Consider the following 19,920-nt stretch of genomic DNA (forward strand, 5'->3'; position numbering starts at 1 on the left):
TTGTAGTTGCGTGCAGATTAGCTGGTAAGTTGCTTAACTTCCAGTCACACACCACCCGTTTCATTCGACGACTTTCAACTGTGTCGTTCGCGCCTCGTTCGTATTCAGAACCGATTGGTAAGGATCGTTGGTGTCCAAAAGCATATCCACGGCGCGACGCAGCAGCTGACGGCGGCCACGTCTTGAGTAGAACCCACCGGGTACCTGACTGGTTTCCAGAAGAAATTGCCGATAACAGCGATAGGCTTCGGCATCCGGGTGGCGGGGATCGGCGAAAAACGCTGCGATCGGCTGCTGTGAGACGAAATCGGGCTTGTCGTAAACCGAACGCCCGAAAATGCGCAATGGAATACCCCGCCACAGGACCTGCTGTCCGGCGGTGGAATTCACGGTGACGGCTGAACTCGCCTCATCCAGCAATCTGGCCAGCTTGCCGCCCGGCACATAATGAACACGGTTGTCGATGCCATGTTTTCTGGCAATTTCGCGGGCCCGGCGTCGCAACGGTTCGCGATGGTTTTCCAACGGGTGTTCCTTTACCACCAGCCTGTGATGGGCAGGCGCGCCTTGCGCAAATCCTTCGATTACCAGCTCAAGAAATTCACACATGCCCGAAAAGCTGGAATGAGCCTGCACCGAGCTGTCATGCCCAAGCTGCAACAGTACCAGATGATAGGGGTATCCGCCCCATCTGACCCGCGCGGTCGCCACACTTCGCTGAAGGTGGTGAAAAGGCATCAAAAACAGTCGCTTGAGGTACAATCTGAATTCTTGCGAGACAGGTAATTCCCTGTGCGGTTGAAAGTTGCGGTAGCGACTGTTCAGGGCCATCACGAACCAATGATAAAGGGCGCCATAGAAGATATGGTGCCGCATGTCTCCCCAATGCGACGGGGGCGGCGGCGCCTTTCGGTCGGACAGGGCCAAGGCCTGGCGCATTTGCTGAACGTCCAGCGACATCAGCCGGGAATTTCCGTTTGACCCGTCCCGCTCATAAGTCACCCACCAGGGGCGCAGATACCCCTCCTCGAATACATGTACGGTAACTCCGCAAGACCGCGCGATTTCGACCGCACGCGCATGTATGGGTCTGGTGTCGCCATATAGAACAATATCCGTAACTGCTTTTTCAGCGATCAAAGAGGACAGTGTTGCAGGCCAGTTTTCCGGTTTGTCCTGAAACGGGATGTAGCTTGCCTTGTCAAACCAGAACGCCTGATCGCCTGCATTGAACCCAACCCGCCAGACCCGAGCCCCCGTGGCGCGCAACATACGCCCCAAGGCCGGGAAAAAAGGTCCGTGCGGGCCCTGAAGGAACAGGAAGACCCGATCATGAGACCTTGAAGGCGGGTGCGGCATCCGAACTGCTCGTATTGTTGTTGTTGCCAAAACTATGCCCGTTTGGTGGGTGTACGGCAAGGCAGGGCTTGCCCGCGCGGCCCGTTGGCCTTACCTCGACGGTGAAAGTCAGGCACAGGTTAGGAACTGAGGGTTAACGGAATGTTTACAGGGATCGTCACCGACATGGGCACCGTCGCCGAGCTGGAGCAGCAGGGAGACCTGCGTGCGCGGATCAGGACTGCGTATGACACTGCGGGCATCGATATCGGGGCCTCGATTGCCAGTGACGGTGTTTGTCTGACCGTGATCGCGCTGGGCGACGATTGGTATGACGTCCAGATCAGCGCGGAAACCGTCTCGAAAACCAATCTCGACACCTGGACTGTCGGCAAGCGTGTCAATCTTGAACGTGCCCTGAAGGTTGGTGACGAATTGGGCGGTCACATCGTCTCGGGCCATGTGGATGGCGTAGCCGAGGTGATCGCGATTAAGGAAGACGGCGACAGCACACGCGTCACCTTGCGCGCGCCAAAGGATCTTGCACGGTTCATCGCGCCCAAAGGATCGGTGGCATTGAATGGCACATCCCTGACGGTCAATGACGTGACAGATTGCGATTTCGGCATCAACTTCATTCCACACACCAAAGAGGTCACCACCTGGGGTGACGTGCAGGTCGGGGACCGGGTCAATCTTGAGATCGATACACTGGCCCGTTATGTGGCGCGTCTGGCCGAGATGTCCTGATACCATACGTCGCGTCGGAGCAGACCTGCGCCGTTTGTGGACTGGTCTTTGTGCCCTCAGTGGTCTATTCCGCCGTTCAAACATGCCATGCGAAAGGCTGCCCAATGAGCTTTGAGACACCCGGCCCGGTCGAGGCCCGGCTGCGCGACGCGATCAGCCCGATCGAAGACATTATTGAAGAGGCGCGTGCTGGCCGGATGTATATTCTGGTCGATCACGAGGATCGCGAAAACGAGGGCGATCTGGTGATTGCTGCCGAGTTCGCAGATGCCGAGGCCATTAACTTTATGGCCACTCATGGCCGTGGCCTGATCTGTCTGCCGATGACAGCTGAACGTGTCGAAGCGCTTGGGCTGCCGATGATGGCGGTGAACAACTCGTCCCGGCACGAAACCGCATTCACCGTGTCCATCGAGGCGCGCGAAGGGGTCAGTACCGGGATCTCTGCCGCCGACCGTGCGCTGACCGTGGCGACTGCGATTAACGAACAGAACACAATGGCCCATATCGCAACACCAGGCCACGTCTTCCCCTTGCGCGCCAAGCGGGGTGGGGTGCTGGTGCGTGCTGGTCATACCGAGGCTGCCGTTGATATCTCGCGTCTGGCCGGTCTAAACCCCTCGGGCGTGATCTGCGAGATCATGAAACCCGACGGCACCATGGCGCGTCTGCCTGATCTGGTTGAGTTTGCGCAAGAGCACAACATGAAGATCGGCACGATCAGTGACCTGATTGCCTACCGGTCGCGCAACGACAATCTGGTGGTTGAAACCTCGCGTCAGATGGTGACGTCAGAATATGGCGGCGAGTGGGAGATGCGGCTGTTCACCGATCAGACCCATGGCATCGAACATGTGGTCATGATCAAGGGCGACATCACCACACCCGAACCGGTGTTGACCCGCACCCATGCTCTGCACGAGGCCCCCGATATTCTGGGTCTTGGTCCGAAATCCTCGCGCGAACTGCCGCGCGCCATGGAAAAGATTGCTGAAGAAGGACGGGGCGTGGTCTGCCTGTTCCGTCAACCGCGCAACTCGCTATATGCGACGGGTGATGAGGGGCCGCGCACCATTAAACAAACCGGTCTGGGGGCCCAGATCCTGTCCAAGATGGGAATTCAGGAACTGGTTCTACTGACCGACTCGCCGCAAACCGTATATCTGGGGCTTGACGCGTTTGGCCTGTCCATCGTTGGCACCCGTTCGATTTTGAAGGAAGACTGATCATGGCTGCTCAAGACGAACATGGCGTTCTGCCGACACCGACATTTGACAAGCCGGTCAAGCTGCTGATCGTGGCGGCGCCGTTTTATCGTGCGATTGCCGATAACCTGATTGCGGGCGCGAAGGCCGAAATCGAAGCCGCGGGCGGAACCTGCGAAGTGGTCGAGGTGCCCGGCGCGCTGGAAATCCCGACCGCCATCGCAATGGCCGATCGTCAGTGCAGCTTTGACGGCTATGTCGCGCTCGGCTGCGTCATTCGTGGCGAGACAACGCATTATGAAACCGTTTGCAACGACTCTAGCCGGGCCATCCAGTTGATGGGCCTGCAGGGCCTGTGCATCGGTAACGGTATTCTGACCGTAGAAAATGATGCGCAGGCCGAAGTCCGCGCGAACCCCAAAAAGATGAATAAAGGGGGTGGGGCTGCTGCTGCGGCCTTGCATCTGATCGCGCTCAGCCGTAAGTGGGGCTCTTCCAAAAAGGGCGTCGGTTTCAAACCGCCGTCCGAGTCCATCCTCGTGGCGGGCGACAGCAACGGACCCTCGACAGCATGACCAAGACAGACGCGCCGAAACCGGCCAACCAGAAACGCCTGATGAAATCCGCCGCCCGGCTTTATGCCGTGCAGGCGCTGTTCCAGATGGAACAGTCCGGGCAAACGACCGAAGCTGTCGTGAATGAGTTTCTGGATCACCGTTTTGGCGCTGTCTATGAGGGTGAGGAGATGTTGGATGGCGACATCTCGGTTTTCCGGTCCCTGGTTGACAATGCGGTGAACTATCAGGCCGCCATCGACCAGATGACCGACCGTGCACTGGTGGCCAAATGGCCGATTGCGCGCATCGATCCAACCCTTCGTGCGGTGTTCCGTGCCGCAGGTGCCGAGCTGACCCAAAGCGACACGCCGCCAAAGGTTGTCATTACCGAATTCGTCGATGTGGCGCGTGCGTTTTTCCCGGAAGGCAAAGAGCCGAAATTCGTCAACGCAGTGCTGGATCACATGGCGCGTGAGGCACAGCCCGAGGCATTCTGACGCCTTTACGAGAACCAAATATGCGCTAACTTGAATGTCATTGCGCAAAGAGGTTCGCCATGCCCAAACTGATCCGCCTTTATATCACGCAAGTTGCCTGGGGCTTTGTCATTTCGGCTGTGTTTGTCGGCGTCCTGTTGGCGCTGAATGTTGCAAACCTGCGCCATCTGATAACCAGTTCGGAAATCGGCCTTATCGCTTTGGTGATGATCTGGTTCATGAACGGCATTGTCTTTGCGGGTGTCCAGTTCGCCTACAAGATCATGAGCATGGCAGAAAAGCCGCAAGGCCCGCGCCGGGGCACCCCTGTTGTACACAGCTTTAAACCGGCGGTCGCAAAGCAGGAAGCCCCAGCAGGGCGCTGAATTTCAGGGGAAAATGTGGCGGGACCACCAAACAACCGTGTGGTTTGATTCCCGAGGACCTGTATATACAGGTGGGCGCCAGGTAATCAGGCCAGGACCTGAACAGAGCCAGCCCCCTCGGAATTGCTTAAGGCCACCAGAATGCTACCTGTCACAAGAAGGGCAGAACCCGCCACGCGCTTAAGTAGGGCGTCTGACGGGTTCGCACAAGGGGTCAGGCATCAACAGTTTCTTGCAATGCCGTGCGCATCTTGCCAAAGTGTTCGTCCCATCCCTTGTCTAGCGCCAGGATCAGGCCAAAGGCATCGGCCCCCTGCGGCAGGCCTTCATGCCGCAGGTCAAGGCGCGTCCCTCCTGCGACGGGTTCCAGGGTCCACTTGACCACGCTCACCGCGTCGCCCATCGGTTTTACGGTGAACGTGTATTCCAGATATTTGGGAGGGTTGGCAACGCGAACCTCACCCCAAATCAACAGGTCGCCGCTTGTCGTGCCAAACATCTCCAACTTTTGACCCGCGGACAGAGGGTGTTGAGGTTTGTGGAACCATTCCGCCAGACGATCCGGGTCTGTAAGATAAGCCCATACCGTTTCCGGTTCGGCCCTCAGAAAGATCGATTTCTTCAGAACTGCATCGGTCATTTCGATTTCCTTTCAACAGCTTCCTTGAGAGAGTTGAGGCGATCGTCCCAGAACTGGTCAAAATACCTGAGCCAGTCCAGAACGGGGGCCATTCCCTGTGGTTCAAGACGGTTAATGCGTTCGCGGCCACGGGTTTCGACGGTGATCAAGCCGCCGTCGGATAGCACGGTCAGATGCTTTTTGACCGCGGCCCGAGTCATGTCGAACTGGTCTGTCAACTGCCCGATGGTCATGTCCTGAGACGAAAGCAATTGTACAATGTCCCTACGTGTGGGATCGGCCAGCGCTCGGAACGCGTTTTGAGTTTGGTTATCCATAAGCAACCCCAGAAGAGATACCATTTGGTATCATATTAATGCGATACCTAATGGTGTCATGTCAAGCGCGATGGAGCACTTTACTTTTGTTCACCAATTGTTCACATTTGGGGTATGTTGTTAGATTTGCAGCCCGGACAGAAACTGGCGCGTGGCGTCGCACGCCACCTTGCCGCGCATGGTTTTGTTTCTGTTGAAGAATTCGTTCCGGCACGTGGTTTGCGTGTCGATGTGATGGGGCTGGGTCCCAAAGGTGAGATTTGGGTGATCGAATGCAAATCCAGCCGTGCCGATTATCAATCGGATGCCAAATGGCAGGGCTATTTGGAATGGTGTGATCGATTCTTCTGGGCCGTGGATACCGAGTTTCCGACCGATCTGTTACCTGATGAAACGGGCTTGATCATTGCTGACGCCTATGATGCCGAGATCGTGCGCATGGCGCCCGAGGACAAGCTTGCCCCGGCGCGGCGCAAGAAGATGATCCAGAAATTTGCAACAGATGCAGCACGCCGTCTGCATGCGCTGCGCGATCCGCGCTTGTAAAAGCTCAGCCTTTGACGGCGAGGGCGGCCTGTATCGCGGCGCGGATCTCATCGGCGATTTCTTCGGCTTCCTCGGGGTCGAAATCCATCGGAATCTCGATGCCGTCGGCTTCGATGAACAAGCGTACCATCCCCTGATCGGTCGGACCGATTTGCAGGTTGGCCTGAATATCGCGTTCGGTATTGATGCCCATCTATGCCTCCGAGACTGAGCATTCGTGCTAGCGCGCACGGGGTTGAGAATCAAGTCACCTTTGCGGTCAGATAAGACATGGAAAATGTGGTTCTCAGAACGTTTCGCCCCGATGATGCCGCGTGGCTGGTTGGACAGCACGGGTTACTCTATGCGCGCGACGAAGGATTTGATGACAGCTTTGCCCCATTGGTTGCGCGCATCCTTGAGGAGTTCATTGCCAACAATGACCCGTCCTTTGAAAAAGGCTGGATTGCTGAACGGGCTGGGCAAAGATTGGGTAGCATCTTCTGCGTGCGTGTTGACCAGACAACCGCCAAACTGCGCCTCTTCCTGCTTGTCCCCGAAGCGCGCGGACTTGGGTTGGGGAAACGGCTGTTACAGACCTGTACAGACTTCGCACGCGAGGCTGGATATCGGGAAATGGTTTTGTGGACCCATGAAAGTCATACGGCTGCCTGCGCGCTTTACAGGGCGTTTGGCTGGGAACTGATCGACAGCAAACCGGTGCATTCCTTTGGCGTCGATCTTGTCGAACAAAGCTGGAGAATTAGGCTTTAATCCTCTTGCATTCCCCCGGCGCGTTCGGTACATCGCCCCTCACAAAGTGCCGCCTTAGCTCAGTTGGTTAGAGCGCTGGATTGTGGATCCAGAGGTCCCCTGTTCAAGCCAGGGAGGCGGTACCATTCCCCCCAAATCGACTGTCCGTGCTCGCATCACCAAGCGTATTACAAGCGTAGTGTAGGCTTGAACGCCGGAATTTGCGGCGCGCCGTCTTTTAGCGCGCCAGGTTCAGTTTGAACCGCATTTTTGCCCGTTTGGCGGTGGGCAGGTGGCGGTTCAGGCGTTTGTTGATCAGGCCAAATCCCCCGACAATCACCAATGTCAGCAGGATGAAATAGAACGCCAGAATTGGATAGGGGATGAAGGGGTTGAACGTTTTGTCCGCGAAATAGCTGGCGTAATAGAGCGCGTCGCCACGTTGTTGCCAGGCCGGAAAGGCCGAGAAGAAGACCAGCGTGGTGGCATGGAACAGAAAGATCGCTTCGTTCGTATAGGCCGGCCAGGCCAGACGCAGCATGGTGGGCCAGACGATCCGCCGAAACCGCGACCAGCCGGACATGCCATAGGCATCTGCCGCTTCGATATCTCCCTTGGGGATCGAGCGCAGGGCACCGTAAAAAATCTCACCCGAATAGGCTGCGGTGTTCAGGAACAGCACGATCAGCGCCCCCAGCCAGGCCGAGGTGAAGGCGTCGAACATCGGATATGTTTTCTTCAGCGACAGGAAGAAGAAATAAGCAAAGAAGAACTGGATAAAGAGAGGCGAGCCCCGGAACAGAAAGATGAACCATTCGGCAGGTTTGCGCAGCCATTTGTTGGTCGAGGCTTTGCCGACGGCCAGCGCGGTGGCCAGAAAGAACCCGGTCGCCAGCGCCATGACGCCGAAATAGATGTTCCAGATCATGCCCGAGCCGATCAGGGTGAACTGTTCGCACAGGGTGAAATCGGTCTTGGGCAGCAGGCGTTCGCCAAAGCCAAGCGACCGCAGGCCGTAATCCTGAATGGTCTGGATGCAGCTCATGATCGGGCTCCTTGGAAAGGAGATTGCGGGCGCGAGAGAGATTGCTGTGCAATCGCGTGCGGCACCTGGTTGCGGTCTTGAACGCGGATCATCATGCCGTGGTCTCCTTGCGCAGAAGCTCTCCGCCGGAAGTGGCCTGTCCGTGGGACAATCGCCGCATCAGTTTTTCAAGCCCAAGTTCCGAGAAACGGGTCATGCCAAGGTAAAAGATCAGCAGGAACAGGAAATACCACATGCGCCAGTCGCCATGCGGGTATTGCGTGAATTTCGAGGTTTTGGTGCCGCCCAGTTCGCGCGCCCAATACACGATATCTTCGACGCCCAGCAGGAAGAGCAGGGGTGTCGCCTTGATCAGCACCATCCACAGATTGGACAGGCCGGGCAGCGCGTAAACCCACATCTGAGGTACGAGGATTTTCCAGAAGGTCTGGCGGCGATTCATGCCATAAGCTTCGGCCGTTTCCAGTTGCGCATGTGGTACGGCGCGCATTCCGCCGAACAGGACATTGGCCGCGAAAGCACCAAAAACGATAGAGAAGGTGATGACCGCAAGGAAAAACCCATAGGTTTCATGCACCCATTCAGGCGCGGTTCCAAGTGGCAGCTTGGCGGCCTGACAAACGAGGAAGTCATTGCCCTGGCGGATTGGGTCGGTCCAGTCCGGGCACAATATCTTATGCCGCGTCCACTCAAACGCCTGATCCAACGCGATGACGAAGAACAGGAAAAACGCAATGTCGGGCACGCCGCGCACAATCGCGATATATCCTTTGCCCAACCAGCTGAGGGGCGGGAAATGCGAGCGCGCCGCCATGGCTCCAGCAAACCCGAAGCCAAGAGCGACGGGCGCGGTCACAGCCAGCAAGGCCAAAACCTTGATGAAAGACAGGTAGAACGACCAGTGGACGCCATTGGTCAGGTAGCATGAAAACCAGCGGAACGTGCCCAGCGTGTCAGGATCAGCGCAGTACGAGAACATATGGCGTCTTTCCAACGTCTGTTCCGGCTAGGCCGGAAGCGGCCCGGCGCCAAAGCACCGGACCGGGATTGGTCAGGTCTTAGTTGGTGACGACCGAACCGTCAGTACCGTATGTGGCGGTGCCCTCACCGAACCACTTGATCAGCATCTCGTTCAGCGTGCCGTCAGCTTTCATCGAAGTGATGGCTTCGTCGAATTTGCCGCGCAGTTCACCGTCGCTTTCACGCAGGCCCATGCCGACACCGCCGCCCAGCGGAACCGGATCGCCGATAAAGACCAGCTCACCGCCCGATTCCTCGACCAGCGGCACCAGATAGTCGCGGTCGGCCAGAACGGCATCGGCTTCACCGTTACGGACGGCTGCAATGGTTTCTTCCGGGGTCGCGAATTCGACCAGGGTTGCACCGGATTCGGCAACGTGGCCTGCCTGGATCGTGGCGGTTTGCGCAGCAACGACACCGCCGGTTACGTCTGCCGAGTCAGAGGTCGCGACATAGGCCGACGCGGTCGGCGGGTAATAGTCTTGGGTAAAGTCGATGACCTCATCACGTTCGGCTGTGATCGACATACCGGCAATGATGGTGTCGTAGTTGCCCGAGACCAGGTTCGGAATGATCGAATCCCAGTCGTTCTTGACCCATTCACACTCCAGGTTAGCGCGTTTGCACAGCTCGTCGCCGACTTCACGCTCGAACCCGTCGATTTCACCTGCATCGTTGATGAAGTTGTACGGAGGGTAGGCGCCCTCGGTGCCCATGCGGACCGTGTCGGCCATCGCGATACCAGCAGTCAGCGCCAGGGCTGCAGTGGACAGAATCAGGTTTTTCATTGGTTACTCCCCAGTTTTGGTTCTGTTCTTGAAGTTAAGCCGCTTGAGTAGCGGAGAGAAAGCCCCGAAGCCGTTCGGATTCGGGTGATGTAAAGATATCTTCGGGCAAACCTTCTTCCTCGATCAGGCCCTGATGAAGAAATACCACGTGGCTCGAGATATCTGCCGCCATTTTCATGTCATGGGTCACGATGATCATGGTGCGCCCTTCTGCGGCCAGATCCTTGATCACCTTGATCACTTCCTGTTCAAGTTCGGGATCCAGCGCCGAGGTCGGTTCGTCGAACAACAGCGCCTGCGGTTCCATGCACAGCCCCCGCGCGATCGCGGCACGCTGTTGCTGACCGCCGGACAATTGCGCCGGATAGGCGTCGCATTTGTCGCCAATCCCAACTTTCTCAAGGTATTTGCGCGCGCTGTCTTCCACTTCGGCCTTGTCGCGGCCCAGAACGGTCACGGGGGCTTCCATCACATTTTGCAGGATGGTCATATGCGCCCACAGATTGAACTGCTGAAACACCATCGACAGGTTGGTGCGGATGCGCAGAACCTGCTTGGGGTCCGCGGGGCGGCGCCCATGGCTATCGCCCGACCATTTGACAGGTTCGCCTTTGAACAGGATTTCGCCCTGCTGGCTGTCTTCCAACAGATTGCAGCAGCGCAGCAAAGTTGATTTTCCTGACCCCGATGACCCGATCAGCGAGACCACGTCGCCGCCATGCGCTGTGATATCCACCCCCTTCAACACTTCCAGATTGCCGAAGCTTTTGTGAAGGTTTTTGATTTCGATGACGGGAGCGATTTCTGTCACGGGCAGTCCAGTAGTTTGTGGTGTTGGTGCGGTAATAGGGCCGAAAAATTTGCTCAATGCAATGCGCAATTCGCAAATTCAGGGTCGGAAACAGCCAAAATGACCAAATGCACCGGACAATTTGGTCATCAGATTATCCGCTGTGCGCATGGCGGTGGCGGGGTCGGTACGGACAGGTACTCCTCCGCCGGGATGTCGACCAAATCCTGAATGTGCAGCGTTTTGCGGTCGTGTTCGGTAAGGCTGTTTATCGCAGCTCGAACTGCGTCTGCGACCTGATCAACGTTTTGGTCGGGTCCGGTAATATAGGGCAGGGTCGGTGTCGGAGAGGTTTTTGCCAATTCGCGCAGGCTTTCGCCCAGATCGGTATGTTCCTGCAACATCATCCAGGTCAACGCATCCAGCGCGGCGAAATCTGCCTTCCCGTCCGAGACCGCCTGCGCTGACAGCGCGTGACCGCCTGTTTCCAACAATGACGCAGGATTCAGGTTCTCCCGGGATAGATGCGTGATCGGTGCTGCCCAGCCGGATTGAGACAGCGCTTCGTTATACGCGAAGATACCGTCAGTCATGCCCGCCAGCGTGCGGTTGTCGTCGCGCCGCGCCACAAAGACCGAGCAATAATGCCCGGCAGGACAACCGGGCAGGCCGTAATCCGGGGTGCCCACCAGTTGAACCCGACCATGCAAGCGTGTGCGATAGGGCATTCCACAGGTCTGCGCCAGCACCAGTTCGGGATCAAGCCAGACCTGCCAAACATCGGTGTCTCGGGTCAGCTGTTCTGGCCCGCATCCCAAATGCGCACGAATCAACCCCCAGAACCGATCATTGGCGGCCTGAACCTCGGGCATGTCATACATGCCAAGCATGGCGATCAAGATTTAGCGGCCTTTTGCCGGGCCAAAGCCGAATCCACGTCGCTGACCCCTAGTAAGCTGACAACCAGACGCAGCAGCGAGTCCTCCTCACCCGTACGGTGGCCATCAGCCAGCGCCACCGACCACAGCGCCTGAACCACCGCCAGCCGGTTTTCATAAGCGACAGCTTCTTTGATGGCACGGGTAAAACGGACCGTGTCGGGGGCCTCGGCCTCAAGATCTTCGGCACGGGCGCGCAAAGCCGCGCTTTCGAACGGGGACAAACCGTATCGTTCAGCCGAGATGCGGTCGATGCGCGCCATCTCAGAATCAGAATAATCGTTGTCAGATCGTGCCAGACGCACCAGCAGGGCCGTCAGGGCCAGGCGGGCATCATCTTCGACAAGCGGGTCGGGCTTGGGCTGTGTGAGCCTGGAAAGAAAGTCGCTGAACATGGGTAAGATATAGCGGGCGCTTAACTCACATCCAAGCGGCTTTGGACGCGCTCGCGCGCTGCCTGACTGTCATTATAGCTCAGGCCCATGGCAATGCGGGCTTCTTCGACGATCTTTATCTCGCCCTCGTCCGAACTGCCATCTGCCAGAACGATTTCCCACAACGCGTCAAGGGCTGCCAGCCGCTCTTTTAGGTCCGTGGTTTCCCGGATCAGTTTGCCGAACGTATCAGTTTCCGGTGCCGCAGCATGGAGCTTTTCGCAGGTGGCCCGAACCTTGGCCGCCTCAATCGCGTTATGCTGGTAAAGACGAGCCAGTATCTTGTCGATCAGACTGATCTCTTCCAGCTTATAATCGCGATCTGCCTGCGCGACGCGCACCATCAGAGCACCCAGAGCAAGTTCTGCATCCGGGTCCGGCAATTGTTCATGATGAGGCGGTCTGAGCGCCTTAAAGAACCTTTTCAACATAACAAACACCTAGACGACAGGTCGTGATCGGCCAAGCACGAAATGCCGGTCTTGCTATAGTATTGCGTGTGTCCCGCGCTGAACCAGAGCTGCGCGGCACCGGGTACACACCGGCCAACAATCAATCATTGCCCAATATCCATGAGTTTCAATTTGTCCTTAAGAAACAAAGGCCTGCGTTTACCAGGTCAGCGCCTCTTTGGCTGCGTTCTGCAACCAGGCCAGCATCTGGCGATAGGGGACCGGGCCGTAGCTGATCCGCGCGACCCCGAGCTTTGCCAGAGTGGCCGTATCCGGCGTGCCGGGCAGAGCGATGATATTGACCGGCAACGTGGTGGATTCGCAAAGCCGGGCGATCAGGGCTTCGTTCTTTAGCCCGGGGGCAAAGAATCCGCTGGCGCCTGCGTCAGCATAGGCATTGGCACGGGCAATGGCCTCATCCAGCATCGTGTCGTCATGGGTGTCCGCTGCGGCCTTCAGGAAGATATCTGTGCGCGCATTGACATAGCCGGGAATGCTTGCGCGCGCGCAAGCGTCGCACATCGCTTCAACGCGTTTGGCCTGAGTGGCGATATCGTAGAGACCGTCACCACCGATGATCTGGTCTTCAAAGTTGAACCCGACAACACCGCAGTCAAGTGCGCGCCGAACGTTTTGCGCGATCCCTTGCGGGTCTTCGGCATAAGCCCCCTCGAAATCCAGTGTTACCGGCAAATCAATCGCCGCAACGATGCGGCGTACATTGTCCAACGCGGCCTCAAGTGGAATGTTCTGCCCGTCGCCATAGCCCTGCGCCATGGCAACAGGGGCACTGCCGGTCGCGATGGCCTGGGCACCAGCGTCCCGAACGGCGCCAGCGCTGCCAGCGTCCCAGATATTGAACAGAATGACAGGATCGCCCTTCTTGTGAAGGCTGGTAAAGGTCACGGCTTTCTGGGACTGGCTGGTCATCGGAACTCTCCTGTTGTCACGTATCCTACAGCTAACGCTGAGAAAATGACCCGGCCAGAGTTTTTGCACCCAGCCAGGTCAATTTAAGGTGACGGCACAGGCACAGATTGCGTCAGCTTCGCAAAGCACCTGTGACATCCACCGGTTTGAAACCAAGGTCTCAGGCTTCGCCCACGGCGCCAGAGACGAATTTCGCGCTAAACGCAGATTCGCCCAGACGTTGCAGAAGACTCAGCTGTGTCTCCAGCCAGGCTTTGTGACCTTCTTCTTCCATCAGGATGCGTTCGAAAAGTGTACGCGAACCAACATCACCGGCCTCAGCCGCCTGTTGCGCTGCATTGGTGTAGAAGTCGACGGCCTCACTCTCGTCTTTGAGATCAGAGGCGAACATCTCCTCTAGTGTGCCTGCTGCGGCCGGGCTTTTCTGAAACGCAAGCTCGGGGGTTCCACCCAGAAACAGGATACGTTCGATAAAGGCGTCAGAATGCACCAGTTCTTCCTGCATCTCGCCCCGCATTTTCTCGGCCAGAATATCAAGGCCCCAGTCGTCCAGTACGTGCGCGTGCAACTGGTATTGGTGCGCGGCAGTAAGCTCCATATGAAGCGCTTGCTGAAGGTTGGTGATCGTTGTTGCGTTGCTCATCGGAAATCTCCTGAAACCGTGAAATGCAAAAGCAGAAAACCTGCCTCTCCACACAGTTAAGAGGTCAGCCCCCACGAAACAACGTGGGGTGACAGTCCGACACAGTCAGAGATTAGACCAGCCGCGAAGTGTCTTTCGCGGCCCGCACAAATTCGCGAAACAGCGGATGCGGGTCAAACGGCTTGGACTTCAGTTCCGGGTGGTACTGAACGCCGATGAACCACGGATGATCCGCCCATTCCACGATTTCAGGCAGACGTCCGTCCGGCGACATGCCCGAAAACTTCAGGCCCGCTTTTTCAAGCTTGTCGCGATACTTGATGTCCACCTCATAGCGGTGGCGGTGTCGTTCCTCGATCTGCGTGCCGCCATAAACCTCGGCCACTTTGGATCCATCCGCCAATACTGCGTTGTAAGCCCCAAGGCGCATTGTGCCGCCTTTGTCGTCGCCGACCTTGCGCTCGACCTTGTGGTTGCCCTGTACCCACTCCTTGAGGTGATAGACCACCGGTTCAAACCGTTTCTTCCCGGCCTCATGGTCGAATTCCTCGGACCCGGCTTCGGCGATTCCCGCAGCGTTCCGCGCAGCCTCGATCACCGCCATCTGCATGCCGAGACAAATGCCCAGATAGGGAACCTTGTGCTCGCGCGCATATTGCGCCGCCTTGATCTTGCCTTCGGTGCCACGCTCGCCAAACCCACCGGGGACGAGGATGGCGTGGAAGCCTTCCAGATACGGGGCCGCGTCTTCGGTATCGAAAACCTCGGCATCCACCCACTCGATCTTGACCTTCACGCGGTTGGCCATACCGCCATGGGTCAGCGCCTCGGCAATCGACTTATAGGCGTCTTCAAGCTGCGTATATTTGCCGACAATGGCCACTTTCACTTCGCCTTCGGCGTTGTGGATGCGGTCGCTCACATCTTCCCATTTGGCCAGATCGGGCTTGGGGGCGGGGCTGATCTGGAAGGCATCAAGAACGGCCTGATCCAGCCCCTCGCGGTGATAGGCCAGCGGGGCGTCGTAGATGGTCGACAGGTCCTGCGCTGCGATCACGCTGTCCGGACGCACGTTACAGAACAGGGCCAGTTTTTCCCGTTCCTTGGTCGGGATCGGCCCTTCGGACCGGCAGACCAGAATATCGGGGGCCAGACCGATCGAACGCAGTTCTTTCACCGAGTGCTGGGTCGGCTTGGTTTTCAACTCACCCGACGCTTTGATGTAGGGCAGCAACGTCAGATGCATAAAGATACACTGGCCGCGCGGTTTGTCCTGACTGAACTGACGAATGGCTTCAAAGAAGGGCAGGCCTTCGATATCGCCCACGGTACCGCCAATCTCACACAGCATGAAATCAACCTCATCCTCGCCGATGGCGATGAAATCCTTGATCTCGTTTGTGACGTGCGGGATCACCTGAATGGTCTTGCCAAGGTAATCGCCACGGCGTTCTTTCTCGAGCACGTTCGAATAGATCCGCCCGGAACTGACCGAGTCGGTCTTGCGCGCGGCGACTCCGGTGAACCGTTCGTAGTGGCCAAGGTCCAGATCGGTCTCGGCACCATCATCGGTGACAAACACTTCGCCATGCTCAAAGGGCGACATCGTACCGGGATCGACGTTCAGATAGGGGTCCAGCTTGCGCAGACGCACCGAGTAACCGCGGGCTTGCAACAAAGCGCCCAATGCTGCCGAAGCCAGCCCTTTGCCCAAGGACGAAACCACACCACCGGTGATGAAAATAAAACGTGCCATAGTTTTTCGGCTGCTCCCGTGAGACGTCAAAATCAGCTGCCCGACGGTTCCGAAAAACCGCTGCATCACGGGACTTCACATATAAAGGATTCGCGCCAAAAGCGCAAGAGAACCGCAAGATGCTGTTGCAGTCCTCTTTCAGGTTTCTAGGTTTTGTGGATCAATCCGCCTGCGGGATCAGTGGCGCGTTGTCGTCCTGTGCCGGCGGCAGAAGATCATCAACCGACGGAATCGCCGGTGTGCTTTCTTCTGTCGAAGCCGGCGCTGGAACGCCCAGACGATCGATTACCGAGCTGCCCGAAGATTTCTGAGCCGCAAGAATGGTCAGCGTGATCGAGGTGACGATGAAACAGGCCGCCAGAATCCAGGTCACCTTGCCCAATGCCGTCGCTGCTGCGCGACCAGCCATGGCACCGCCACCACCCATACCCAGGCCGCCGCCTTCGGACCGCTGCATCAGGACGACGGCGATCAGGCCCAGAGCCAGAAGAAGATGGATGATGAGAACGACGTTTTCCATGGTGGTCCTGTACAGCGTGGCGTGTATCGCGTGGTACTTATGCAAGTTTGCCAGCGGGGGCAAGTCAGGAGTTGGCATCAACTTCTTTGATGTATCCCATCACGTCAAAGGGACTGGACAGTGTGTCGATTTGTGACGCAGGCTGCGGCCATGCCACATGACGATCACGACCACCCGCATGCCCTGTTGCCACCTGAACCCGCATTGCGCGTCAAAGCGCTCGAGACGATTCTGACCCGCAAAGGGCTGATCGATCCAGCGGCTCTGGATGAGATTATCGACACTTATCAGAACAGGATCGGGCCGCAAAACGGCGCGCGCGTCGTTGCCAAAGCCTGGAGCGACCCTGCCTTCAAAGCTGCCCTGCTGGAAGACGCCACTCCGGTCGTGGCCGACCTTGGCTACTATGGCCGCCAGGGTGAACATATGGTGGTGGTTGAGAACACACCGGACCGGCACAATATGGTCGTCTGCACGCTGTGCAGCTGTTACCCTTGGCCGCTGCTGGGCATACCGCCCGGATGGTACAAATCCGACGCCTACCGCGCCCGCGCAGTGCGAGAACCGCGCAAGGTGCTGGCCGAATTCGGCGTCACCTTGCCCCAAGACACATCTGTACGGGTTTGGGATTCGACAGCCGAGGTTCGCTATCTCGTCTTACCCATGCGCCCTGTAGGCACAGACGGGATGAGCGAAGAGGGGCTTGCCGCGCTTGTGACGCGCGACAGCATGATTGGCACGGGCCTTCCAAGGGTGCCCGCATGACCCGCGTTCACGATATGGGAGGACGTTTCGGTGACGGTCCGATAAACCCCGAGACAGAGGATGCGCCGGTCTTTGCCGAAGACTGGCACGCCCGCGCTCTTGCGGTGACACTTGCATCCGGTTTTCTGGGGCAGTGGAACATCGACGTTTCGCGCCACGCGCGCGAACGCCTCTCCCCGAAGGATTACACCCGGTTTTCCTATTATGAGAAATGGATATCCGGTCTGACCGATCTGCTGGTCGAAAAGGGTGTTCTGACATTGGATGATCTGCGTGGCGTGAGCGGCGACGAACCGCACCCCTTGGCGGACAGAGCACTCAAGGCGGAAGCGGTGTCCGCTGCGCTGGCCAAAGGCGGGCCTGCGGACAGGCCTTCCAATGTCGCGGCGCTGTATTCTGTGGGGCAAGAGGTTGTCACGGTCCGACCGGCGGCAAATCGCCTCGTGGATGGAGGTCACACGCGCCTGCCTGTCTATGCATCCGGTGCCAGGGGCCGAATCCTGCGCCTGCACGGAACCCATGTTCTGCCCGATTCCAATGCGCATGGGTTGGGTGAGGCGCCAGAGCCGATTTATGCAGTGGTCTTTGCGGCATCAGAACTCTGGGCCGCCCCCGAACATCCCGCTGACCAGGTGGTTCTGGACCTCTGGCAAAGCTACCTGCAACCGGAATGAACGACTGCATCACATACGGAGCCCCCGAGCCGGTTTTTGCTGAGCCCTGGCACGCTCAGGTCTTTGCCGTCACAGTCGCGCTGAACGAGGCCGGGCGGTTCGAATGGGCGGATTGGGCGGCGCGTTTTTCAGCGACATTGAAACGCAACGGGCTTGCCCGGGAACTGGATGGCGGTGACGATTACTTCCACGCATGGCTGGAAACGCTTGAGGCATTGCTGGTCGAACAGGGCGCTGCCATGCCGAAAGATGTGCAGGATCTGCATAAGGCCTGGGAAGAGGCTTACCTGACCACTCCGCACGGACAACCTGTCCACTTACGATGACAGGGTAGGGGGCTCTGCCCCCGCCGCCCGTTCCGGGCGCCTCCCCCGGGATATTTAAAGCCAGATGAAGCAGGGGATCCGCTCTTCATCTGGCTACAAATATCCCCGCCGGAGGCATCGCGCGCCTGCGCGATTTTCCTCTGCGGCGAAATATCGGTTTCCCTGCCGTTTTTGCCCCGCTATATGAGCCGGGTTTGATCACTCAGCACGAAAAGGACCGGATATGGCCAACGTGGTTGTTGTCGGCGCCCAATGGGGCGACGAAGGAAAAGGCAAGATTGTCGACTGGCTCAGCGAAAGGGCGGACGTAATCGCGCGTTTTCAGGGCGGTCACAATGCCGGTCATACGCTGGTGATCGACGGTGAGGTCTATAAGCTGCACGCGCTTCCTTCGGGTGTGGTACGCGGCGGCAAGTTGAGTGTTATTGGCAATGGGGTGGTTCTGGACCCCTGGCATCTGGTCAATGAGATCGCAACCATCCGGGCGCAGGGTGTTGAGATTACGCCCGACACGCTGATGATTGCCGAAAACACGCCGTTGATTCTGCCGATTCACGGCGAGTTGGATCGTGCGCGCGAGGAAGCTGCGAGCAAAGGCACCAAGATCGGAACAACCGGTCGTGGAATTGGCCCGGCCTATGAAGACAAGGTTGGGCGGCGTTCCGTTCGCGTTGCCGATCTGGCGGACGAAGCCACGCTGGAGGCCCGCGTGGACCGCGCATTGCAACATCACGATCCGTTGCGCAAGGGTCTGGGTATCGAACCGGTTGACCGCGACGCGCTGGTTGCTCAGCTCAAAGAGATCGCGCAACAAATTCTGCCGTTTGCGGCACCTGTCTGGAAAGTGCTGAACGAAAAGCGCAAGGCCGGGAAACGCATCCTGTTTGAAGGGGCGCAGGGCGCGCTGCTGGATATCGATTTTGGCACTTATCCCTTTGTGACGTCGTCGAACGTGATTGCGGGGCAGGCGGCAACCGGTGTTGGAATCGGACCGGGCTCGATCAATTTCGTGCTTGGCATTGTTAAGGCCTATACCACCCGCGTTGGAGAAGGGCCGTTCCCGACCGAGTTGGAAGACGCAGACGGTCAGCGTCTGGGTGAACGCGGGCACGAATTCGGGACGACAACAGGCCGCAAGCGCCGCTGCGGCTGGTTCGACGCCTGTCTGGTGCGCCAGACCTGCGCCACCAGCGGCGTGAACGGCATTTCGCTGACAAAGCTGGATGTTCTGGACGGGTTTGAGACCCTTAAGATCTGCACCGGGTATGAGCTGGATGGCGAGCGTTTGGATTACCTTCCAACCGCAGCTGATCAGCAAGCCCGCTGTACCCCGATTTATGAAGAAATGCCGGGGTGGAGCGAATCGACCGAAGGCGCGCGCAGCTGGGCGGATTTACCTGCAAATGCGATCAAATATGTACGTCGGGTCGAAGAACTGATCGAGTGCCCGGTAGCGCTTTTGTCCACCAGCCCGGAACGGGATGACACCATTCTGGTGACAGACCCCTTTGCCGACTGATGCGCGAAAAACAGAAGACAGGGTTGAGTTACAAGGCACGCCGGCGCTGGTCGCTGGTGATCCTTGTGCTTGGCCTTCCGCTGTACATCATCGCTGTTGTGACGATCGTGAACTTGCTGGGGCGTCCTCCGATCTGGATCGAACTGCTGGTTTATATCGTGCTGGGCATCCTTTGGGCCCTGCCGTTCAAGTTTGTGTTTCGCGGCGTCGGTAAAGAAGACCCCGATCAGTCCTAGCGCTCGTCAGGTACGTGTAAATGACCGGGCCTGCTGAGCACTGCGCAGGATTACGCGCGGTCCTCGGAGGTATATTGTCGGCTGTCTGGTATCAGTCGAAATGCTCGGGCTTTGTCATTCAGGGCAGGAGTATGGTC

At 57.8% G+C, this 19,920-nt stretch carries 27 protein-coding genes and 1 tRNA gene; 13 read left to right on the plus strand and 15 right to left on the minus strand.

The features are described from left to right. Window positions 1-60: 60 nt before the first annotated feature. A complete protein-coding gene (locus ACR0M3_RS09470) occupies window positions 61-1,359 on the minus strand; it encodes a capsule biosynthesis protein (protein WP_480910436.1) in 1,299 nt (432 codons plus the stop codon). A 141-nt stretch (window positions 1,360-1,500) separates the two neighbouring features. On the opposite strand from ACR0M3_RS09470, the gene ACR0M3_RS09475 reads away from it, so the two are divergent. The 5 genes from ACR0M3_RS09475 (at window position 1,501) to ACR0M3_RS09495 (ending at window position 4,712) form a co-directional block, all read left to right on the plus strand. Beyond that, window positions 1,501-2,088 carry a riboflavin synthase gene (locus ACR0M3_RS09475; protein WP_480910438.1) on the plus strand — a complete coding sequence of 196 codons (588 nt, stop codon included), beginning with the start codon at window positions 1,501-1,503 and terminating at the stop codon, window positions 2,086-2,088. 104 nt (window positions 2,089-2,192) lie between these two features. Continuing rightward, window positions 2,193-3,314: a 3,4-dihydroxy-2-butanone-4-phosphate synthase gene (gene ribB, locus ACR0M3_RS09480; protein ID WP_209504308.1), complete on the plus strand. Its 1,122-nt coding sequence runs from the start codon at window positions 2,193-2,195 to the stop codon at window positions 3,312-3,314. 2 nt (window positions 3,315-3,316) lie between these two features. Next, on the plus strand, window positions 3,317-3,868 hold the full coding sequence (locus ACR0M3_RS09485) for a 6,7-dimethyl-8-ribityllumazine synthase (RefSeq protein ID WP_480910441.1): 552 nt from the start codon (window positions 3,317-3,319) through the stop codon (window positions 3,866-3,868). After that, the gene (nusB, locus tag ACR0M3_RS09490; RefSeq protein ID WP_209504306.1) at window positions 3,865-4,347 is read left to right on the plus strand and encodes a transcription antitermination factor NusB; all 483 of its coding nucleotides are present in this window, start codon (window positions 3,865-3,867) and stop codon (window positions 4,345-4,347) included. The genes ACR0M3_RS09485 and nusB overlap by 4 nt, the downstream gene beginning before the upstream one ends. A 59-nt stretch (window positions 4,348-4,406) precedes the next feature. Further along, complete coding sequence (locus ACR0M3_RS09495; RefSeq protein WP_209504305.1) at window positions 4,407-4,712, plus strand: hypothetical protein; 306 nt, start codon at window positions 4,407-4,409, stop codon at window positions 4,710-4,712. 214 nt (window positions 4,713-4,926) lie between these two features. Here ACR0M3_RS09495 and ACR0M3_RS09500 read toward each other — a convergent pair whose 3' ends face one another. Together ACR0M3_RS09500 and ACR0M3_RS09505 are read right to left on the minus strand one after the other, a co-directional pair. Then, on the minus strand, window positions 4,927-5,352 hold the full coding sequence (locus ACR0M3_RS09500) for an SRPBCC family protein (RefSeq protein ID WP_480910444.1): 426 nt from the start codon (window positions 5,350-5,352) through the stop codon (window positions 4,927-4,929). Further along, a complete protein-coding gene (locus ACR0M3_RS09505) occupies window positions 5,349-5,669 on the minus strand; it encodes an ArsR/SmtB family transcription factor (protein ID WP_480899657.1) in 321 nt (106 codons plus the stop codon). Before ACR0M3_RS09505 ends, ACR0M3_RS09500 begins: the two co-directional genes overlap by 4 nt. 114 nt (window positions 5,670-5,783) lie before the next feature. Here ACR0M3_RS09505 and ACR0M3_RS09510 point away from each other — a divergent pair, with 114 nt between their 5' ends. Next, entirely contained in the window at window positions 5,784-6,215 is a 432-nt protein-coding gene (locus ACR0M3_RS09510) for an MmcB family DNA repair protein (protein WP_209504302.1), read from the plus strand. 4 nt (window positions 6,216-6,219) lie between these two features. On the opposite strand, the gene ACR0M3_RS09515 is transcribed toward ACR0M3_RS09510, so the two are convergent. Beyond that, entirely contained in the window at window positions 6,220-6,408 is a 189-nt protein-coding gene (locus tag ACR0M3_RS09515; RefSeq protein ID WP_117869403.1) for a DUF6324 family protein, read from the minus strand. Window positions 6,409-6,485: 77 nt separating this feature from the next. On the opposite strand from ACR0M3_RS09515, the gene ACR0M3_RS09520 reads away from it, so the two are divergent. Both ACR0M3_RS09520 and ACR0M3_RS09525 read left to right on the plus strand, forming a co-directional pair. Continuing rightward, window positions 6,486-6,968, plus strand: a complete 483-nt coding sequence (locus ACR0M3_RS09520) for a GNAT family N-acetyltransferase (RefSeq protein ID WP_480486055.1) — start codon at window positions 6,486-6,488, stop codon at window positions 6,966-6,968. A 48-nt stretch (window positions 6,969-7,016) separates the two neighbouring features. Next, window positions 7,017-7,093 (plus strand) — tRNA-His (locus ACR0M3_RS09525). A 92-nt stretch (window positions 7,094-7,185) separates the two neighbouring features. Here the strand turns inward: ACR0M3_RS09525 and ACR0M3_RS09530 are convergent. From ACR0M3_RS09530 to secG, 11 genes are all read right to left on the minus strand, one after another. After that, a complete protein-coding gene (locus tag ACR0M3_RS09530; RefSeq protein WP_209595834.1) occupies window positions 7,186-7,992 on the minus strand; it encodes an ABC transporter permease in 807 nt (268 codons plus the stop codon). Between the two features lie 91 nt (window positions 7,993-8,083). Then, complete coding sequence (locus ACR0M3_RS09535) at window positions 8,084-8,971, minus strand: ABC transporter permease (RefSeq protein ID WP_480481688.1); 888 nt, start codon at window positions 8,969-8,971, stop codon at window positions 8,084-8,086. 79 nt (window positions 8,972-9,050) lie between these two features. Continuing rightward, the gene (locus tag ACR0M3_RS09540; RefSeq protein WP_267365285.1) at window positions 9,051-9,800 is read right to left on the minus strand and encodes a transporter substrate-binding domain-containing protein; all 750 of its coding nucleotides are present in this window, start codon (window positions 9,798-9,800) and stop codon (window positions 9,051-9,053) included. A 34-nt stretch (window positions 9,801-9,834) separates the two neighbouring features. Further along, window positions 9,835-10,611 (minus strand): ABC transporter ATP-binding protein, encoded by a 777-nt coding sequence (locus ACR0M3_RS09545; RefSeq protein ID WP_267365283.1) that lies wholly within the window; start codon window positions 10,609-10,611, stop codon window positions 9,835-9,837. Between the two features lie 128 nt (window positions 10,612-10,739). Further along, the gene (locus tag ACR0M3_RS09550; RefSeq protein WP_480910446.1) at window positions 10,740-11,489 is read right to left on the minus strand and encodes a phosphate/phosphite/phosphonate ABC transporter substrate-binding protein; all 750 of its coding nucleotides are present in this window, start codon (window positions 11,487-11,489) and stop codon (window positions 10,740-10,742) included. Then, the gene (locus tag ACR0M3_RS09555; protein WP_209504296.1) at window positions 11,486-11,923 is read right to left on the minus strand and encodes a tellurite resistance TerB family protein; all 438 of its coding nucleotides are present in this window, start codon (window positions 11,921-11,923) and stop codon (window positions 11,486-11,488) included. The genes ACR0M3_RS09550 and ACR0M3_RS09555 overlap by 4 nt, the downstream gene beginning before the upstream one ends. Before the next feature lie 20 nt (window positions 11,924-11,943). Then, window positions 11,944-12,393, minus strand: a complete 450-nt coding sequence (locus ACR0M3_RS09560; RefSeq protein ID WP_209504295.1) for a tellurite resistance TerB family protein — start codon at window positions 12,391-12,393, stop codon at window positions 11,944-11,946. A 180-nt stretch (window positions 12,394-12,573) separates the two neighbouring features. After that, window positions 12,574-13,344: an isocitrate lyase/PEP mutase family protein gene (locus ACR0M3_RS09565; RefSeq protein WP_480899595.1), complete on the minus strand. Its 771-nt coding sequence runs from the start codon at window positions 13,342-13,344 to the stop codon at window positions 12,574-12,576. Between the two features lie 160 nt (window positions 13,345-13,504). Beyond that, a complete protein-coding gene (locus ACR0M3_RS09570) occupies window positions 13,505-13,987 on the minus strand; it encodes a bacterioferritin (RefSeq protein WP_209504293.1) in 483 nt (160 codons plus the stop codon). A 112-nt stretch (window positions 13,988-14,099) separates the two neighbouring features. Further along, the gene (locus ACR0M3_RS09575) at window positions 14,100-15,743 is read right to left on the minus strand and encodes a CTP synthase (protein ID WP_480481546.1); all 1,644 of its coding nucleotides are present in this window, start codon (window positions 15,741-15,743) and stop codon (window positions 14,100-14,102) included. 160 nt (window positions 15,744-15,903) lie between these two features. Next, the gene (gene secG, locus ACR0M3_RS09580; protein WP_267365950.1) at window positions 15,904-16,263 is read right to left on the minus strand and encodes a preprotein translocase subunit SecG; all 360 of its coding nucleotides are present in this window, start codon (window positions 16,261-16,263) and stop codon (window positions 15,904-15,906) included. A gap of 150 nt (window positions 16,264-16,413) precedes the next feature. Between secG and nthA the strand changes: the two genes are divergently transcribed. From nthA to ACR0M3_RS09605, 5 genes are all read left to right on the plus strand, one after another. Beyond that, complete coding sequence (gene nthA / locus ACR0M3_RS09585; RefSeq protein WP_480481542.1) at window positions 16,414-17,028, plus strand: nitrile hydratase subunit alpha; 615 nt, start codon at window positions 16,414-16,416, stop codon at window positions 17,026-17,028. Then, a complete protein-coding gene (gene nthB, locus ACR0M3_RS09590; RefSeq protein ID WP_480481540.1) occupies window positions 17,025-17,702 on the plus strand; it encodes a nitrile hydratase subunit beta in 678 nt (225 codons plus the stop codon). The genes nthA and nthB overlap by 4 nt, the downstream gene beginning before the upstream one ends. Beyond that, window positions 17,699-18,028: a nitrile hydratase accessory protein gene (locus ACR0M3_RS09595; protein WP_480481538.1), complete on the plus strand. Its 330-nt coding sequence runs from the start codon at window positions 17,699-17,701 to the stop codon at window positions 18,026-18,028. The genes nthB and ACR0M3_RS09595 overlap by 4 nt, the downstream gene beginning before the upstream one ends. Window positions 18,029-18,251: 223 nt before the next feature. Beyond that, entirely contained in the window at window positions 18,252-19,547 is a 1,296-nt protein-coding gene (locus ACR0M3_RS09600; protein ID WP_480486046.1) for an adenylosuccinate synthase, read from the plus strand. Then, the gene (locus ACR0M3_RS09605; RefSeq protein WP_480476464.1) at window positions 19,547-19,783 is read left to right on the plus strand and encodes a DUF2842 domain-containing protein; all 237 of its coding nucleotides are present in this window, start codon (window positions 19,547-19,549) and stop codon (window positions 19,781-19,783) included. Before ACR0M3_RS09600 ends, ACR0M3_RS09605 begins: the two co-directional genes overlap by 1 nt. The last annotated feature ends 137 nt before the right edge of the window (window positions 19,784-19,920 follow it).

It is taken from the genome of Ruegeria sp. O5, assembly GCF_056535105.1.

Bases quoted from the DNA above. Each gene is read 5' to 3' on its own strand.
- ACR0M3_RS09500 (WP_480910444.1), bottom strand. From the start codon at position 5,352: ATGACCGATGCAGTTCTGAAGAAATCGATCTTTCTGAGGGCCGAACCG.
- ACR0M3_RS09535 (WP_480481688.1), bottom strand. From the start codon at position 8,971: ATGTTCTCGTACTGCGCTGATCCTGACACGCTGGGCACGTTCCGCTGG.
- ACR0M3_RS09575 (WP_480481546.1), bottom strand. From the start codon at position 15,743: ATGGCACGTTTTATTTTCATCACCGGTGGTGTGGTTTCGTCCTTGGGC.
- ACR0M3_RS09515 (WP_117869403.1), bottom strand. From the start codon at position 6,408: ATGGGCATCAATACCGAACGCGATATTCAGGCCAACCTGCAAATCGGT.
- ACR0M3_RS09485 (WP_480910441.1), top strand. From the start codon at position 3,317: ATGGCTGCTCAAGACGAACATGGCGTTCTGCCGACACCGACATTTGAC.
- ribB (WP_209504308.1), top strand. From the start codon at position 2,193: ATGAGCTTTGAGACACCCGGCCCGGTCGAGGCCCGGCTGCGCGACGCG.
- ACR0M3_RS09520 (WP_480486055.1), top strand. From the start codon at position 6,486: ATGGAAAATGTGGTTCTCAGAACGTTTCGCCCCGATGATGCCGCGTGG.
- ACR0M3_RS09510 (WP_209504302.1), top strand. From the start codon at position 5,784: ATGTTGTTAGATTTGCAGCCCGGACAGAAACTGGCGCGTGGCGTCGCA.
- ACR0M3_RS09530 (WP_209595834.1), bottom strand. From the start codon at position 7,992: ATGAGCTGCATCCAGACCATTCAGGATTACGGCCTGCGGTCGCTTGGC.
- ACR0M3_RS09605 (WP_480476464.1), top strand. From the start codon at position 19,547: ATGCGCGAAAAACAGAAGACAGGGTTGAGTTACAAGGCACGCCGGCGC.
- nusB (WP_209504306.1), top strand. From the start codon at position 3,865: ATGACCAAGACAGACGCGCCGAAACCGGCCAACCAGAAACGCCTGATG.
- ACR0M3_RS09540 (WP_267365285.1), bottom strand. From the start codon at position 9,800: ATGAAAAACCTGATTCTGTCCACTGCAGCCCTGGCGCTGACTGCTGGT.
- ACR0M3_RS09560 (WP_209504295.1), bottom strand. From the start codon at position 12,393: ATGTTGAAAAGGTTCTTTAAGGCGCTCAGACCGCCTCATCATGAACAA.
- nthA (WP_480481542.1), top strand. From the start codon at position 16,414: ATGCCACATGACGATCACGACCACCCGCATGCCCTGTTGCCACCTGAA.
- ACR0M3_RS09570 (WP_209504293.1), bottom strand. From the start codon at position 13,987: ATGAGCAACGCAACAACGATCACCAACCTTCAGCAAGCGCTTCATATG.
- nthB (WP_480481540.1), top strand. From the start codon at position 17,025: ATGACCCGCGTTCACGATATGGGAGGACGTTTCGGTGACGGTCCGATA.
- secG (WP_267365950.1), bottom strand. From the start codon at position 16,263: ATGGAAAACGTCGTTCTCATCATCCATCTTCTTCTGGCTCTGGGCCTG.
- ACR0M3_RS09565 (WP_480899595.1), bottom strand. From the start codon at position 13,344: ATGACCAGCCAGTCCCAGAAAGCCGTGACCTTTACCAGCCTTCACAAG.
- ACR0M3_RS09505 (WP_480899657.1), bottom strand. From the start codon at position 5,669: ATGGATAACCAAACTCAAAACGCGTTCCGAGCGCTGGCCGATCCCACA.
- ACR0M3_RS09475 (WP_480910438.1), top strand. From the start codon at position 1,501: ATGTTTACAGGGATCGTCACCGACATGGGCACCGTCGCCGAGCTGGAG.
- ACR0M3_RS09595 (WP_480481538.1), top strand. From the start codon at position 17,699: ATGAACGACTGCATCACATACGGAGCCCCCGAGCCGGTTTTTGCTGAG.
- ACR0M3_RS09600 (WP_480486046.1), top strand. From the start codon at position 18,252: ATGGCCAACGTGGTTGTTGTCGGCGCCCAATGGGGCGACGAAGGAAAA.
- ACR0M3_RS09495 (WP_209504305.1), top strand. From the start codon at position 4,407: ATGCCCAAACTGATCCGCCTTTATATCACGCAAGTTGCCTGGGGCTTT.
- ACR0M3_RS09555 (WP_209504296.1), bottom strand. From the start codon at position 11,923: ATGTTCAGCGACTTTCTTTCCAGGCTCACACAGCCCAAGCCCGACCCG.
- ACR0M3_RS09470 (WP_480910436.1), bottom strand. From the start codon at position 1,359: ATGCCGCACCCGCCTTCAAGGTCTCATGATCGGGTCTTCCTGTTCCTT.